We start from the raw sequence: 15,211 nt of genomic DNA on the forward strand, positions 1-15,211 counted from the left end.
ATCTGTACTGTGCTCGGCTATGTCGTCTTAACAATCCGGTTGTATTCTGTCTAATCCGCGTGAATCTGCCGAAGAAGGGGTCGCGTGTACGTCTCGGCTTCCTTGTCTAGCTGTTCCGGGCCTTCACAGTGGATGGTGGATCAGCTACGTTCGGTGCTCAGATGTCGAGCGGGGGGATCGATGAGCGGTCTGACCTTCACCCAGAAGATGTACGTGAAGGCGATGTTCCGAGACCGGATGGCCGACCTGCACGGCACCGCGTTCGAGACGTTCTTCCATCAGGTCATGACGCTCCGCTATCCCGACTTCGTCGCCGTCCGGACTCACGGCAACATCGGAGACCTTTCCGCGGATGGCCTGAGCCTTCATGATCGCAAGCTCTATGCGTGCTATGGACCCGAGGTCTTCGACGCAAAGGGCGCTAAGGACGTGGAGAAGAAGTTCGCTGGCGACCTGGCCGGAGCCCTGGCGAAGCGCAAGGCGGAGTTCGAGACCTTCGTATTCGTCTACAACGACCCACGGCAGGGCCTGCATCCGGTGATCGCTGGTCTTCTCGCTCAGGCCCGTGCCGCTCACCCGCAGCTGCGCTTCGAACCGCTTGGCCCTGAGCGCCTGCTTCGCAGGCTGTACGAGCTGCCCAGAGGACAGATCGAAGAGGTCTTCGGAGCCGAGATCCCTGTCAAGGAGGTCGTCCACGCCATCGGCCTCGCTGACTTGGAGCCGCTACTTGAGCACCTCGTTGCCAACCGGACCCCCGCCAACGGGCAGCACCGCCCAGCGCCGCTGCCCGAGGTATCCGGGACGAAGATGGACTACAACCAGCTCACCGAGGACGACCGCGAAGTACTGCTGCGCGGGATGAGGCACACCTACCTCCTCGACGAGTACTACGCCGGACGCGCGGACGTGACCGCCCGCGACGAGACCGCAAAAGGATTCAACGCCTACTACCGCCAAGTCGCACAGGTCTGTACGACTCCCTCCGAGATCATCTACGAACTCGGCAGCTACGTGCTCGGCAATCAGCGCCCTCCTCGACCCCGCGAGATGGCCCTCGGCGTAATCCTCGCTTACTTCTTCGAGAACTGCGACATCTTCGAGGCACCTCCCGCCGACTGGGTATCACACGTTAGGGAGGTGGCCTTGTCATGATCGTCCCGACCAAAGGCATAGCCCCACAGCGGTCGCTGCTGGCTGTCGGTGCCCAGATCCTGGCGGTCATGGACGGCCCGTTGACGGTGAGCCAGGCGTGGGCGCGGCTTCGCAGGTGGCGTGACGATCATGGGCACTCCGCGCCGGTACCGTTCTGGTGGTTCGTCCTCGCACTGGACACCCTGTACGCGCTGGGTGTGGTGGAGATGGACAACGACGTGCTGATGAAACGGAGGGCGGATGCTGCGGCAGCTCAGCGCCAATGATCCACGGTTCAAAACCCTCCGCTTCCACGAGGGGCTCAACATCCTCGTAGCTGACACCACCGGGGCGTCAGCCGACACTGACAGCCGCAACAGCGCCGGCAAGTCCAGCATGATCGAGCTCTTGCACTTCCTGCTCGGCGGCAGCGGCGACAAGAGATCCCTCGCCGGGCAGCCTGAGCTACGCGACACCGCCTTCCGCCTGCACCTGGACTGGCCTCGCCTTCCCGGCGGACTGACCGTGCAGCGGTGCGCGACTAGCGCCAACGCCGTCCGGCTCTCCCCCCGCCCGCACGGTGCGGCAGCAGGCCAGCTCGATCTCGGCACCGAGGTCGAAGTGCCCATTGACGAGTGGCAGCACCTGATCGAACGGGACCTGTTCGGCCTGCCGCCTGAGCACGCGGGCATTTCCGGGCGCACTCTTCTCGGGTTCCTCATGCGCCGGGCCCGCTCGCACGCGTTCAACGAGCCCACGAGCACCTTCCCGAAGCAGTCCGCCGCCGAGGCCATGACTCACCTGGCGTATCTGCTCGGCATCGACTGGCAGCTCGCCGACCGGTATCGCGCGCTCACGGCCCGGGAGAACGTCAGCAAGCAGCTCGGCAAGGCCGCCGCTGATCCTGTGCTGGGAAAGGTCATTGGCCAGGCCGCCGAGCTCCGTGGGCAAATCGCTCTCGCAGAACACCGTGTCGGCGAGCTGCAACGCCAGATTGCCGCCTTCCGGGTCGTGCCCGAATACGACAACCTCCGCGACCAGGCGGACGAGCTGGATCAGCGAGTCCGCCAATCGCGCAACGACGATGTGATCGACCGCGCCAACCTGGCCGACATCGAACGTTCCGTCAACGAGGCCAGCGACCCCGACATGGACTATCTCGAGTCCGCCTACAACGAACTCGGCATCGTGCTCGGCGACCAGGTGCGCCGCAGCTTCTCCGAGGTCCAGGCTTTCCACGGGTCCGTGGTGCGTAACCGCCGCCAGTACCTGGCCGACGAAGCCTCCGTGATCAAGGATCGGATCCGGCAGCGCGACGAGGACCGTAACCGCCTTGGAGAAGAGCTGGCCGCCATCTTGCGAGCACTTGACGAGGGTGGGGCACTCGACGCGCTAACCACCCTCCAGCAGTCCCTCGCCCAGGAACGCGCACACCTGGGGGCACTTCGGCATCGCTTCGAGGCGGCGCAGGCTCTGGAGACGAACAAGCGGCAGATCAAGCAAGAGCGCGTGGTGCTCCAGCAGCAGATGGAAGTCGACCTTGATGAGCGCCGCGGGATGGTCGACGAAGCGGTCGTTCTCTTCAACAGGTTCGCCAAAGGCCTATACGGCCCCGAACGCGAAGCCTACCTGCTCATCGGAACGTCAGAGCGAAGCCTCAAGATCGAACCGCACATCGACAGCGACGACAGCGGCGGCATCGGAAACATGGTCATCTTCTGCTTCGACCTGACCATATCCGTCCTCGCTCACCGTGCACGTCGGGCACCGGACTTCCTGGTCCACGACAGCCACCTGTTCGACGGCGTGGACGAACGCCAGGTCGCCCGAGCACTCACGCTCGCCAGCGAAATCTGCCGCGAGGAACAAATGCAATACATCATCACCCTCAACTCAGACGAACTGGCCAAGGCATCCGGCCGCGGCTTCGACCCAGCCGGCCGGACCATCAAGCCGAGGCTGACAGACGAATACGAAGGCGGAGGCCTGTTCGGCTTCCGATTCGGCTCGACAAGATAGGCCACAGTCGATGTGATGCGCGGGAGGGCATTTTGGCGCAGCGTCCGAGCGAGTTGCGGCCTGAGCTGTCGCCGCTGCACCTTTTCGGCGCGCGTCTGCGGTTACTTCGTGAGCAGCGGGGCTTGTCCCAGGCCAGGCTTGGTGCAGAGGTGTTCGTCAGCGGAGACTTGATCGGAAGGATCGAGAAAGGGGAGCGGCGAGCACAGCCTGACCTGGCCCGTCGCTGCGATGAGGCTCTTGGAAGCGGTAATGAGCTCAGCGCACTGCTGGCCTGGGCCACAACGCAACCAGGCGAAAATCGCGCTGACGTTCTTGATCATATTCCAGCGTTGCGGCGGGTCCTGGATATGCACGACCTGCCCGAAGAAGGCCTCCACTTGCCGCAGGCGTTTCTGGAGGCTTCGGTCCGGAGGATGGTGGACGATCGCCTGAACTCCCGATATCTCAGCCTCGCGGTGAGTCTTCCTGCCGTGATCGCCGGCTTGCATTGCGCGGTCCGGGGGCCAGAGCGGCAGCGGTGCAGGGTGCTGCTGGCGCAGGCGTATCGTGCTGCTGATGCGATTGCTGACAAGTTCGGCCTGCATGACTTGTCGGCGCGCATCATCGGCTTGATGGGCGCGGTCGCGCTGGAGTCAGGTGATCAGGCGGTGATCGCCGCCAGCTCCTATGTGCGTGCGGAAACGTTCTTCGCTACTGGTGATTGGGGTAGCGGCAGGCGGATGCTGGAGCGTGCCGCTGACACAGTCGCGCCCAGGAACAAGCTTCTCTCCGCTGGCTACGGGGCGCTGCACATGCGAGCCGCCGTCCTGGCCGCGTGCGATGGGAAGACTGACGTGGCAGCGGCTCACATTCAGGAAGCCGCGAGTGTGGCACGGAAGATTCCGGAAGGGATGTACTGCGGTACTGCGTTCGGCCCGGACTCGGTACGGATTCATCACCTGGCACTGGCCGTTGAGAGCGGTGATCCCGCCGGCGGCCTGGCCATTGCCGGGGGCTGGATTCCCCCGGTGACGATGCCCGCAGAGCGCCGCTCGCACTTTTTCGTGGATCTCGCCCGCGCACAGGTGCAGGCCGGCTTCTCGGAAGACGCGACGGAGTCTCTCGGGATCGCCCGGCAGATCGCTCCCGAGCACATCCGCCAGCACCCGCAGGTCCGGGCAGCTGTCGCTCAGCTTCTCGGCCGCCGCGTGTCACCGCCCGGGGCACTGGCCGAGCTGGCGCGCTGGGCGCGGGTGCTGCCGGCTATCGCTGGGTGAGCAGGTCTGGCAGCTCGGCCAGCGATGAGATGATCCAGTCTGCGGTTGCGGTGACTGCGGGATCATCGGCCCACAGGTGACCCCAGGGGCCGCGGCGGATCAGGACGGTGCGCATTCCCGCCGTGTGTGCGGGAAGCACGTCGTTGTCGCGGTGGTCGCCGACGTAGACGATCTCGGAACGATCGCCAGGGGCGAACTGCGCGACCTGGTCGAAGAACGCTGGATCGGGTTTTGCCACTCCCCATTCACCAGACGTCGCGATGGCATCAGCGGGAAGCTTGAGATCGCGGAGCAGCCTTGCCGCCTTGACGGTCTGGTTGCCCGCGACGCCTACCCACAGGCCCCTGTCCTGTAGCTCCCGCAGCGCGGGCCGGACGTCGGTGTAGAGCTCGGTGTCGGTGATCTGCTCCCCGAGTCCCGCTGCCTCGCGGAGCTGGCGTTCGGCGTGCAGGTCGAACCCTGGTTTGAAGTACTGGAATGTTTCGGCGTTGTCCCGGCCCGCGGCGGTCACCGCGCCGAGGACGGCGGAGAAGGTATGCCGGGGCACGCCGATCCAGTCGGCCCATACCCCGAACTCCCGGGTGTCATCCAGCAGCGTCTCGCCGACATCGAACACCACGGACCTGATCACTGCGACCTCCGCACGGCAGGTGGTTCCGGCACTGCATTCCCGACCCTATCGGTAACGTGAGCGTTCCTGGCAGAGCCGGCTATCTGGTGTGCGGCAGGTCAGGGCAGCGGACGCACGAGGGCTTGCTTCGCAGGCGCGGGGGCCGTTTCCCCGCACCGTTCGCGGGTGCGTGTCCCCTTGCAGTTAAAGCCGGGTCCGCGGGCTGTCGATAGAGATCCGGAGCCGAGTCCCCGCGCTTACTCTGGCCATTCCCCGGTGGCGTGTGCTGGGCATGCGGACAACAGCGATGTCGGCATCGGCCCTCTAACCTGGGAGTCCGTGATGCGGGTCAATGGAAGCAGGCCAGGAACAGGATCCTGGCTTCTGGAACCGGACTGCGAATCCGAGGGCCGATCCGGGTGAGAAGCCCGGGACGGGGACCTGCGCATTCGCGGCCAGCCAGGCAGGACGTGAAGGCGGGAAGCTGGCACAGGTACAGATCAGATGCCTGGCTTCCCGGTCTCCCCGGAGGGCACCTTGCTGAACTCAACTCCCGCGCAGCGCGAAGAGCTTGGCGCGAAGATCGTCTCCTTCATGGAGTTCTACGCGCCGGACTGCGATGGTCCGCTGATCTACCGGGATCGCAACGGCCGCTACGGCTTCGGCCCTGGGCCAGGCGCTCCCGGAGGCTGCACCGTGATCGTGACCCGCACCGGCCTTGAGCGGTTGATGCTGCATCACGGTTACCTGTCCGACGACCTGCACGACCCAGGTGTGCTCGATGCCTTCGCCGAGCTCGTCATCGATCACGCGAGGCCGGCGTGATCGGCCTGTCGATCAAAGTCACCTGCTCCGACGTGAACGGGTGCCGTGATGAGCTGGGCGAACTCAAGCCCAGACTCCAACGGCACGAGGTCAAGAACCACTCCTACCAGCCGTGCAGTGTCTACATCGGCCTGTATCACCGGCTATGAGAAGCCGAGCCAGGCAAGGCTGACTGTGCCGCAGCCCGGCTCACCGGTTGCCCGTGGCCCGGCGAGTCTCCTGTTTCACGGCTGTGCTGGAACCTCGGCCGCCTGGTAGCGGCCGGCGCGGGTGGGTTGTGTTTTGGGTCACGTCCGTCACGCAGGGTGCCGCTACCCGTGAGGGCGGCACGCGACTGGTGTAGCGCTCCGTGAGGGCCGGAGGGCTGCCGGTTCATGCGGGGCTGTGCGCTGGGGTGGCCTGGTTTAGGGTGCCGAGGCAAATTTATCAATGGGGAGGGTCCATATGCGACATTCCGTGCGGGCTTGGAGCGCCCGATGTGTACTAACCGGGTTAGTGGCATCGCTTCTAGCGACACTGCCCGTTCTTGCTCCGGTTTCGGCGGATCCTGGGGCGGCCCCGGGTGCTGGCCGGGCGCCGGTGCAGAAGGAGGGGTCGGCGGCCGGGGTGCCGCATCGTGCGGCGGGTCGTGCTCCGGCGGTTGGGAAGTCCTCTGCGGAGGTTGCGGGTGCTGTGGGGCCGGAGGTGACGCACGCGAGTGTGCTGCCGCAGGCCGCGCAGCCTTCGGGTGTGACGGCGCCTGTGGCGGTGCGGCAGGAAGGTCCTGTGGTGCAGGGCTTTTCCGAGGGCCGTTCGCGGGAGCTGAAAGCGGACCGGACGGCGACGTCGACGGTGTTCGCGAACCCTGACGGGTCGAAGACGCTGCGGACGTATTCGTCTCCGCAGTTCACGGCGAGCCCTGATGGCCGGTCGATGGTCGCCTCTGATCTGACGTGGCGGCAGGACGCCTCGGGCCGGTGGGTTCCGGTGGCGGGCGCGGATGTGAGCGTCGCGGCGCGGGGTGATGACCCGGCGCTGGAGACGATCGGGCTGGGCGGCGGGCTGAGCGTGTCCCTGCGCCTGGACGGCGCGGCGGGTGTGACGGGTGCCCCCGAGGGGCAGGTGATGCGTTACGCCGGTATCCGCCCGGGTGCTGATGTGCTGCTGACGTCGGCGTCGTGGGGCCTGAAGGAAGAGCTGGTCTTGCAGTCGGCGGATGCCGGGGCGGGCTGGCTGTTCCCGTTCACGGTGTCGGCGGGCCTGGTGGCGATGGTGGATCCGGACACCGGTGGTGTGCGGTTCATCGACGGCCAGGGAACGGTGCGGGGTGAGATCCCGGCCCCGTACATGACGGACTCGAAGATCGACCCGCGTTCCGGTGCGGGTGCGATGTCCTACGACGTGCGGTACACGATCGTGGATCACAACGGCGGCAAGGCGCTGCGCATCGACATCGACGATGCGTGGCTGCGGGACCCGGACCGGCAGTATCCGGTGATCGTGGACCCGTCGCTGCGGATCGGCGCGGACACCGATGACACGTTCGTGTCCACGACGAACAACGGGAACAACGCCACCGCGTCTGATCTGACGGTCGGCACGTGGAACGGGGGCCGGGAGAAGACCGCCTCGTACGTGTCGTTCGCCAACGACATGGGCGGCCGGCTGGCCAACAAGTATGTCCTGGGCGCGTCGCTGAATCTGTACAACACGTGGTCGTGGTCGTGTGACGCGCGGCCGGTGACGGTGTACCGGGCAACGGAGTTCTGGGACGGGCACAAGCTGCGCTGGCCCGGCGCCGCCTACGACTCCTCATCGCCTCTGGCCTCGAAGTCGTTCGCGCATGGCTACAACCCGTGCGGCAGCGCCGATGCGTGGGAAAGCTTCCCGATCGACGCGCAGCGGTTCACCACCTGGGCGCACGGCACGGAGGTCAGCCACGGGTTCGTGCTGCGTGCCTCCGACACCGACTCCAAGGGCTGGAAGCGTTTCGCATCCACGCAGACCACGATCCGCGGCGCCGCCCCGTACCTGGACGTCACCTACGCCGACAACGGCGCGCAGTACTCGCTGCCCAGCCCGCAGTTCAGCCCGGCGCTGACCGGCACGCAGGCCGGTGGGCTGGTGGTGCGGGCGACGAACTGGGGTTCGTCGACATGGACGCCGAAACCCGCAAACGGGGACAGCTATCACCTGTTCTATCGGGTCCTGAACGCCGATGGGTCTCACCGGGCGTGGAGTTCCTGGTTCTATCCGTCCTGGAACATTGGCCCGCACCAGACGGGGGATATCCCGATCACGGTGCAGCCGCTGCCGCCGGGCAGTTACAAGCTTCAGCTGCAGATGGAAGACGCCTCCAGGAACTGGTTCGCCAGCCCGGTCGCCGAGATCCCGATCAAGGTCGAGAACGGGCCGCCCCGGATCACCGGCTACGCCCCCGGGCAGGACGGGATCGTCTCGACGCTGCGCCCGGCGCTGTGGGTCGGCTATGACGACCCGGACGGGTACGGCACGGCCCGTCAGTACTGGTTCAGGATCTGCAACGGCACACCCGCGGCCCCGTCAGGCTGCCAGGAGTCGGGCACGATCAATTCGGCCTCCTGGACGATCCCGGCTGGTGTCCTGTCCTGGGGTAAGCAGTCGTGGTGGCAGGCGCAGGTCGGTGACGGCATCGCCTCAGGCCCGGTGTCCGATCCGGTCTATCTGACGCCGATCACCGCACAGCCGGAAATCACCGCCCACCTCGCCGGCGCACCCGACGGCGCCGACGTACCGGGCATCAACCCCCAGGCCGGCAACTACACAGCGACATACACCGACGTGAGCGTGGCGGTGACCGGACCGCCGCTGGCGATCACCCGCACCTACAACTCCCAGGACCAGCGGACGAGCGGCGTGTTCGGCTCCGGCTGGTCATCTCCGCTGGATCAGCGGATCGTGCAGGAAAACGACGGCAACGCCCTGGTCACCCTCGCATCAGGCCGTGAGGCCCGGTACGGCCGTAACCACGACGGCACATTCGTGCCTCCGCAAGGCAGCAACAGCACCCTGGTCAAGAACACCCCCGCCGGCGGCGGGGCCGTGACCTGGTCGCTGCGGGAACCCGGCGGCGTCCTGCGCACGTTCGACGCCGCAGGCAGGCTTGCGGGTGTCACTGATGCATCAGGCCGTAAACAGGTGCTGATCTCCGGCCCGGACGGCATCAGCGAGATCATCGACGTCGCCTCGGGCCGCAAGCTGCGCCTGACCTGGGCGTCCGGGCGCATCGCCACCGTGACCGACGACGCGGGGTCGGTGTGGCGCTATATCTACGGCGGCCCCCAGCTGGCCCAGGTGTGCTCACCGCTGTCCGCGCAGTCGTGCGTGTCGTTCGAATACACCCCGTCGTCGTTCTACCGTTCGCTGGTTGCCGACAGCAACCCCTACGCCTACTACCCGCTGTCGGAAACGTCCGGCACCACTGCGGCGAACATCGCGGCCCGCTCGGCGGGCAAGAACGACGCCTTGTACGCCAATGTGTCCTTGGGACAGCCGGGCGCACTGCAGTCCTCAGCGGACAAGGCTGCCGGTTTCGATGCGGCACGCGGCAGCTCCGTTGCGCTGCCGGTCGGGATGCTGCAGGCCACAGGTGCGGTGAGCCTGGAGGCTTGGTTCAAGACCGAGCCTGGCAAGGGCGGGGTGATTTTCGCTGAGCAGGACCAGCCCGTGCCAGCCACCCCGGCTCAGCACACGCCGATGTATGTCGGCACCGACGGGATCCTGCGTGCGGAATGGTGGACCGGTTCCACGACCAGCCTGATGAAGTCCGCAGGGAGGGTCGACGACGGGTACTGGCACCACATGGTCCTCTCCGCCGGCGTGGACCGGCAGGTCCTCTACGTCGACGGCGTGCAGGCCGCGGCGAAGAACGGCGTGTTCACCCACATGGCCATGACGCACGCGGCGATCGGCAACGGTGCCGCCTTCGACTGGCCCGGTGCCCCGGCGACCGGCAACTTCCCGTTCACGGGCAGCATCGACGACGCGGCCGTGTACCGGTATGAGCTGTCCGCGCAGCAGGTCGCCGCACACTACGCAGCCCGGGTCACCGGTACTCGCCTCATGAAGGTCACCGAACCCGGCCCCAGCACCGCCGCGCAGCTCACCTACGAGCCGGTCACCGGCCGCGTGTCGACCTTCAAGGACCGCGACGGAGCGCAGTGGACTCTGGGCATGCCGGCCACAGGCGACAAGACACGGACAGTGACGCTCGGTGCCCAGGGCCGCTCGCAGATCACGTACACCTACGACACTGAGCACAACGGCCGCATGACCCAGCGCGCCGACGGTCTCGGTACCCGCAGGTGGGAGTACAACGCCGCCGGGTTCGCCTCGAGGATGACCGACCCCGCCGGGCAGATCACCGACTATGCCACCGACGCCCGCGGCAATGTCCTGGCCGTCAGTACCTACCGCGACCAGACGGCGGCGACACCGGTTGCGCAGACCAGCTACCGCGGCTACTACCTCAACACCACCGACCCGCTCGACCCGCGCAACGACCAGGTGATCTGGCAGGCAGACGCACGCTCATCGTCAGCGGGCGACACCCGCTACCGGGTCGCGTTCGACCTCAACGCCGCAGGTCAGGTCACCCAGACCTCGGAGCCGCCGTCGCCTCCGTACCCGGTCCCGGTCGGGGAAGAAACCGTGTACTCCACGGGCACCGAGGCCGCAGAAGGCGGAGGGACCGTGCCAGCGGGGCTGCCGTTGCAGCACGAGCCGCGCGACCGGTACGACCCGGTGATCTACAAGTACAACTCCAAGGGCGACCTCGTCTCCTCCACCGACCAGGTGCAGCTGACGACGTCCTACACCTACGACATGCTCGGCCGCGCCACGGCGAAGACGCTGTCGTCGGGCGGAACCGTGTACGGGACGACCACGACGTCCTACAACGCGCTGGGCCAGCCGGTCACCGTGACCGAGCCCGGCGTCACCAACACCGTCACCGGTGTCGTCCACACCCCCGTGACGACGTTTACCTATGACGCCATGGGCCGGGTGGCCACCCAGGTCGTCTCGGACTCCACCGGCGGGGACACCGCCCGCACCACGAGCTACACCTATAACCCTGCCGGCCGGGCCGCGGAGGTGAAAAACCCCGACGGCACACTGCACAAGCAGGTGTGGAACACCTTCGGTGACGTCGTGAAAACGACTGACCCGTCGGGGCTGGTGCGGGAGTACCACTACGACGACAACCACCAGCTCACCGAGACGATGGCGACCGGGGCCGGAGTCGATCCGCAGAACCCGGCCGCGACACGCCTGATCCTGGAGTCACGCGCCTACTACGACAACGGGCTCCTCGCGTCGGTCACCACCGCGGGGGGCCGCAGCACCCGCAGCACCTACTACACCGACGGGCTGCTCAAGACCGCAGAACGCGGATTCTGGGACGGCACGGACTTCACCGCCCACGCCACCACCCAGGCCGAGTACGACAACGCCGGCAACCTCACCGCCCGCACCGACCCCGGCGGCATCAGGCGCACCTTCGCCTACGACCCCCACGGTGTCCTCATCAAGGAAACCCTCGACCCTGACGGCCTCAACCGCTCGACGGCTTATGGGCTGGGCATCTTCGGGACGCCGGTCAGCGTGGACTACTACGCCGGGACGCAGGGCTACGGCGGCAGCCGCTGGGTCAGGGACTGGGCAGGCCGGATCCAAGAAGTCACCACCACCGAACGGCGTGACGGCTCGGTGAGCACCATGACCGACGCGGTCACCAAATACGCCCGCAACCCCCTCGGGCACATCACGTCGATCACCGACCCGAACGGCAAAGTCACCGACCTCACCTCCGACATCAACGGCCTGCCGGTCAGCGAAACCGGACCGGCCCGTGACGTGTGGACCGCTGGTGTGCTCAGCCAGAGCGCGAGGCCTGTGACGGTTCTCGGATACAACACGTTCGGGGAGCTCACCCACCACAAGGACCCTGAAGGCAACATCACCCGCGCCGATCTCGACCAGGCGGGCCGGGTCACCACTATCACCCGCCCGTCCTACACGCCTCCCGGCGGGCAGGCAGTCACGCCGGTCGAGCGGGTGGCCTACACGCCGGGTGGCCAGGTCGCCTCGCATACTGACCCGCTGGGCCGCACCACCGCCTATGTCTACGACCCGCACGGCCGGCCTACCAAGCTGACCGGGCCTGATCCTGATGGTGCCGGAAGCCTCACCTCTCCGGTGTGGTCGGCGGCGTACAACCGCAGCGGCGAGCAGACCCAGATCACCGACCCCGCCGGCGCACTTCAGCAGATGGCCTTCGACCCGCTCGGCCGCCTTCAGAGCACCACCGTCGCAGAACGGTCTGGCGGTCAGACCTCGTACTACACGACGACCCGCGAGTACGACACCGCCGGATATCTTTCGGCGATCACCTACCCGCGGGGCGGCAAGACGGGCCTGAAGCACAACAAGGCCGGCGAACTCGAACTCCTCACCGACCCAACCGGCCGGCGCACCGAAACCGCCTACTCCCGGGGCGGGCTGACGTCCGTCACCTCGATCTATGGAACAGCCAACCGCTGGTCGAACAAGAAAACGGTCACCACCGACTTCGCGGGCAACGAGCTGTCCTACGCCGAGCAGGGCTACGGCACCGGAGCGATCAACCGCACCCGGAGCAGCAAGTACGACCTGAACGGCCAGCCCATCCAGATCACCGGCTTCACCGGTGACATCAGCGCCTACGGATGGAACCCTGCCGGGCAGCTGGCCTCGATTACACAGAAAGCCGACGCGTCCACGCCGATCACCGTGGAGCTGGGCTACGACGCCGCCGGGCGCCGCAGCCGCATGCAAGACGGCAACGGCAACGCCACCACCTACGGGTACAACACTCTCGGGCTGCATTCCTCCACAGTGGAGCCCGCAACACCCGCGCACCCCCAGCCCGCAGACCGGACCTGGCTGACCGAGTACGACGCGGCCGGGCAGCCAGTGAAGGAAACCCTCCCCGGCGGGGTGATCCGCACCCGCACCTTCGACGCCCTCGGCCGCCTAACCAGGGAAACCGGTACAGGCGCAGACGCAACTACAACAGACAAGGCTTTCGCCTACGACGCGGCGGGCAGGCCGACCTCGATTAGCAGCCCCGCCGGTGACATCACCGTCACCTACAACGACCGCAGCCTCATCACCGCCCTCGCCGGAGGGCAGCAGGCCACGTTCGGCTACGACGCCGACGGCAACCTCACCACCCGCACAGGACCGGCCGGAACGCAGACGACGACCTACGACCTCGCCGGGCGCATCACCACCGTCGCGAGCCCCCTGACTGGTACCGCCACCTACAGCTACAGTCCGGCGGGCGAGCTGGCCGCGATCGGCTACGGCGGCACGGCGAAAGCGTCGCAGTCGTTCACCTACGACGCGTTCAGCCGCCTCACCTCACAGAACGTGCTCCAGCCCGGCAGCACCACCGCCACGGCAAGCACGGCATACACCTACGACAACGCCGACCGCCTGCTCACCAAAACCACCACAGGTACCACCGGGGCCGGCGCCAGCAGCTACGCCTACGACGGCCTCGGCCGCCTGACGTCCTACACCAGCCCCGCAGCGCAGGTCACGGGGTACACGTGGGACAAGGCGTCCAACCGCACCACCGCGGGCGCTCGCACATACACCTACGACGCCCGCAACCGCCTCCAGACCGCCACCGGCGGCACCGACCCCGCCGAGTCCTGGATATGGACAGCACGCGGAACCCTCGCCACCCACACCAAGGGCAGCGAAACCCGCCAGGAAACACACGACGCCTTCGAGCAGCTCCGCCAGGTAACAACAAGCAGCGCCACGACGAACTACACCTACGACGCGCTCGGCCGCATCAGCCAGCGCAACGGAACGCCCTTCACCTACGCCACCCTCGCCAACGACCCCATCATCACCCCGGGACCTGCAGGGGAAACAGTCACAGCAGACCGTGACCCCGAGGGACGGATCATCGCTCAGAAGACCGGTACCCAGCCAGGACGCGGCGTCTACACCGAAGGCGGCCACAACGACACCACCGCAACCTTCGACCCTGCGACAGGAGCCCTGACCGGCTCTGCGGCCTTCGACCCGTACGGTCAGAACACGGGCAAGGCAGGCGACAGCCTCACAGCCGGATACCAAGGAGGCTGGACCGATCCCGCTACCGGGCAGGTCAACGCCCACGCCCGCTGGTACACGCCCGCCACAGGAGCCTTCACCTCCCGTGACACGTGGACCCTCGACCCCGACCCGGTAACCCGGGCCAACCGCTACACCTACGCCGACAGCAGCCCCCTCAACGCCACCGACCCAACCGGCCACTGCGGCTGCAGCGGATCGGGCGGACGGCGCGGAATGAGCCAGGGGACCAAAGACGAGTTCGCCAGGCTCGCCGAAGTCGCGTTCTGGGAGCGGGTCGCCCAGATCGTCTGGGACCTCAACGCGGCAGAACGAGGCCAGCGGCGAGCCGACCACTGCTCCAGGAACTGGTGGCACGTCAACTGCGGCGGAGACGGACAGCGCCCAGGCCCGCAACCACAGCCGCAAGCCGAGCCAGTTCCCGGAGCCGGACCGGCACCAGTGCTGGTTCCCGGCGGTAGCAAGCCGGCATACACCCCGCCCGCAGCCGTTAGGCCAGCGCTCACCGAAATCATCAGTCCCACCCGCCTGGTCGCCCAGCAACTGCTCGCTCCTGGCGAGGTGCTGACGACGGGTGGCATCGCGCTCGCGAACGCCGCACCAGAGCAGGCAGGTGCAGAAACTGCACCGATCGCAGCAGGGCTGGCGGCTGCGGGAGCGCCTACACCACCGGGAGGGGAAGACAGCTGCCGTCGCAATTCGATGTTCCAAGACCTCCTTGGGCAAGGGCTTGAAAGTACCTTCGAGGGGGACTCGCCGGGTATCGCCGGGAGCGTGCCGACCCCTGCCGGTGACTGCCGATCAGCCAAAGAGAAGAGGAATTCTCCCGGCATTGCCACCGGCAAAGGCAGCAAAATCGGAAACACGTGGCTTCGAGGTACGGAGGGCAACGCCGGAAGGTTCCCGAGTCAGATCGCAGACCAGCTCCGTGGGCAGAGGTTCAGCACATTCGACGACTTCCGGAAGGCCTTCTGGGTAGCCGTTGGCAACGATGCGGGCCTCTCGTCAGGTTTCTCCCCGGGCAATATCGGGCGCATGAAGAACGGCCACGCGCCAATCGCTCATACCTCCCAGTGGAATGGGGGGAAATCCTACGTCCTCCATCATGTGCAGCCGATTCAGCGCGGGGGCGGCGTGTATGATATGGATAACCTGGTCATCGTGACGCCGCTCTACCATAGCCAGATACTTGACGGCGCGTATCATTTTGGGAAGTGAA

General features: G+C 66.7%; 7 protein-coding genes. 6 read left to right on the plus strand and 1 reads right to left on the minus strand.

Annotated elements, in window-relative coordinates:
- The first annotated feature begins 180 nt into the window (after positions 1 to 180).
- Genes A3G1_RS0124310 through A3G1_RS36650 form a run of 4 tightly spaced genes read left to right on the plus strand, consistent with a single transcriptional unit; the run spans position 181 to position 4,406 of the window.
- Positions 181 to 1,152, plus strand: coding sequence for an ABC-three component system protein (locus A3G1_RS0124310; RefSeq protein ID WP_018352102.1), 972 nt, complete (start codon positions 181 to 183; stop codon positions 1,150 to 1,152).
- The gene (locus A3G1_RS0124315) at positions 1,149 to 1,418 is read left to right on the plus strand and encodes an ABC-three component system middle component 6 (RefSeq protein WP_018352103.1); all 270 of its coding nucleotides are present in this window, start codon (positions 1,149 to 1,151) and stop codon (positions 1,416 to 1,418) included. Before A3G1_RS0124310 ends, A3G1_RS0124315 begins: the two co-directional genes overlap by 4 nt.
- Entirely contained in the window at positions 1,393 to 3,150 is a 1,758-nt protein-coding gene (locus A3G1_RS0124320; RefSeq protein ID WP_018352104.1) for an ABC-three component system protein, read from the plus strand. The genes A3G1_RS0124315 and A3G1_RS0124320 overlap by 26 nt, the downstream gene beginning before the upstream one ends.
- A 32-nt stretch (positions 3,151 to 3,182) precedes the next feature.
- A complete protein-coding gene (locus A3G1_RS36650; protein WP_157641368.1) occupies positions 3,183 to 4,406 on the plus strand; it encodes a helix-turn-helix domain-containing protein in 1,224 nt (407 codons plus the stop codon).
- On the opposite strand, the gene A3G1_RS0124330 is transcribed toward A3G1_RS36650, so the two are convergent.
- Positions 4,393 to 5,037, minus strand: a complete 645-nt coding sequence (locus A3G1_RS0124330; RefSeq protein WP_018352107.1) for an HAD family hydrolase — start codon at positions 5,035 to 5,037, stop codon at positions 4,393 to 4,395. The genes A3G1_RS36650 and A3G1_RS0124330 overlap by 14 nt on opposite strands.
- Before the next feature lie 483 nt (positions 5,038 to 5,520).
- Between A3G1_RS0124330 and A3G1_RS0124335 the strand changes: the two genes are divergently transcribed.
- Positions 5,521 to 5,841 carry a hypothetical protein gene (locus A3G1_RS0124335; protein ID WP_018352108.1) on the plus strand — a complete coding sequence of 107 codons (321 nt, stop codon included), beginning with the start codon at positions 5,521 to 5,523 and terminating at the stop codon, positions 5,839 to 5,841.
- A 729-nt stretch (positions 5,842 to 6,570) separates the two neighbouring features.
- Positions 6,571 to 15,210: a LamG-like jellyroll fold domain-containing protein gene (locus A3G1_RS0124345; RefSeq protein WP_169437610.1), complete on the plus strand. Its 8,640-nt coding sequence runs from the start codon at positions 6,571 to 6,573 to the stop codon at positions 15,208 to 15,210.
- Position 15,211: the final 1 nt, after the last annotated feature.

Origin of the sequence: Longispora albida DSM 44784, from assembly GCF_000379825.1 — a bacterium.
Classification (GTDB): Bacteria; Actinomycetota; Actinomycetes; order Mycobacteriales; family Micromonosporaceae; genus Longispora; species Longispora albida.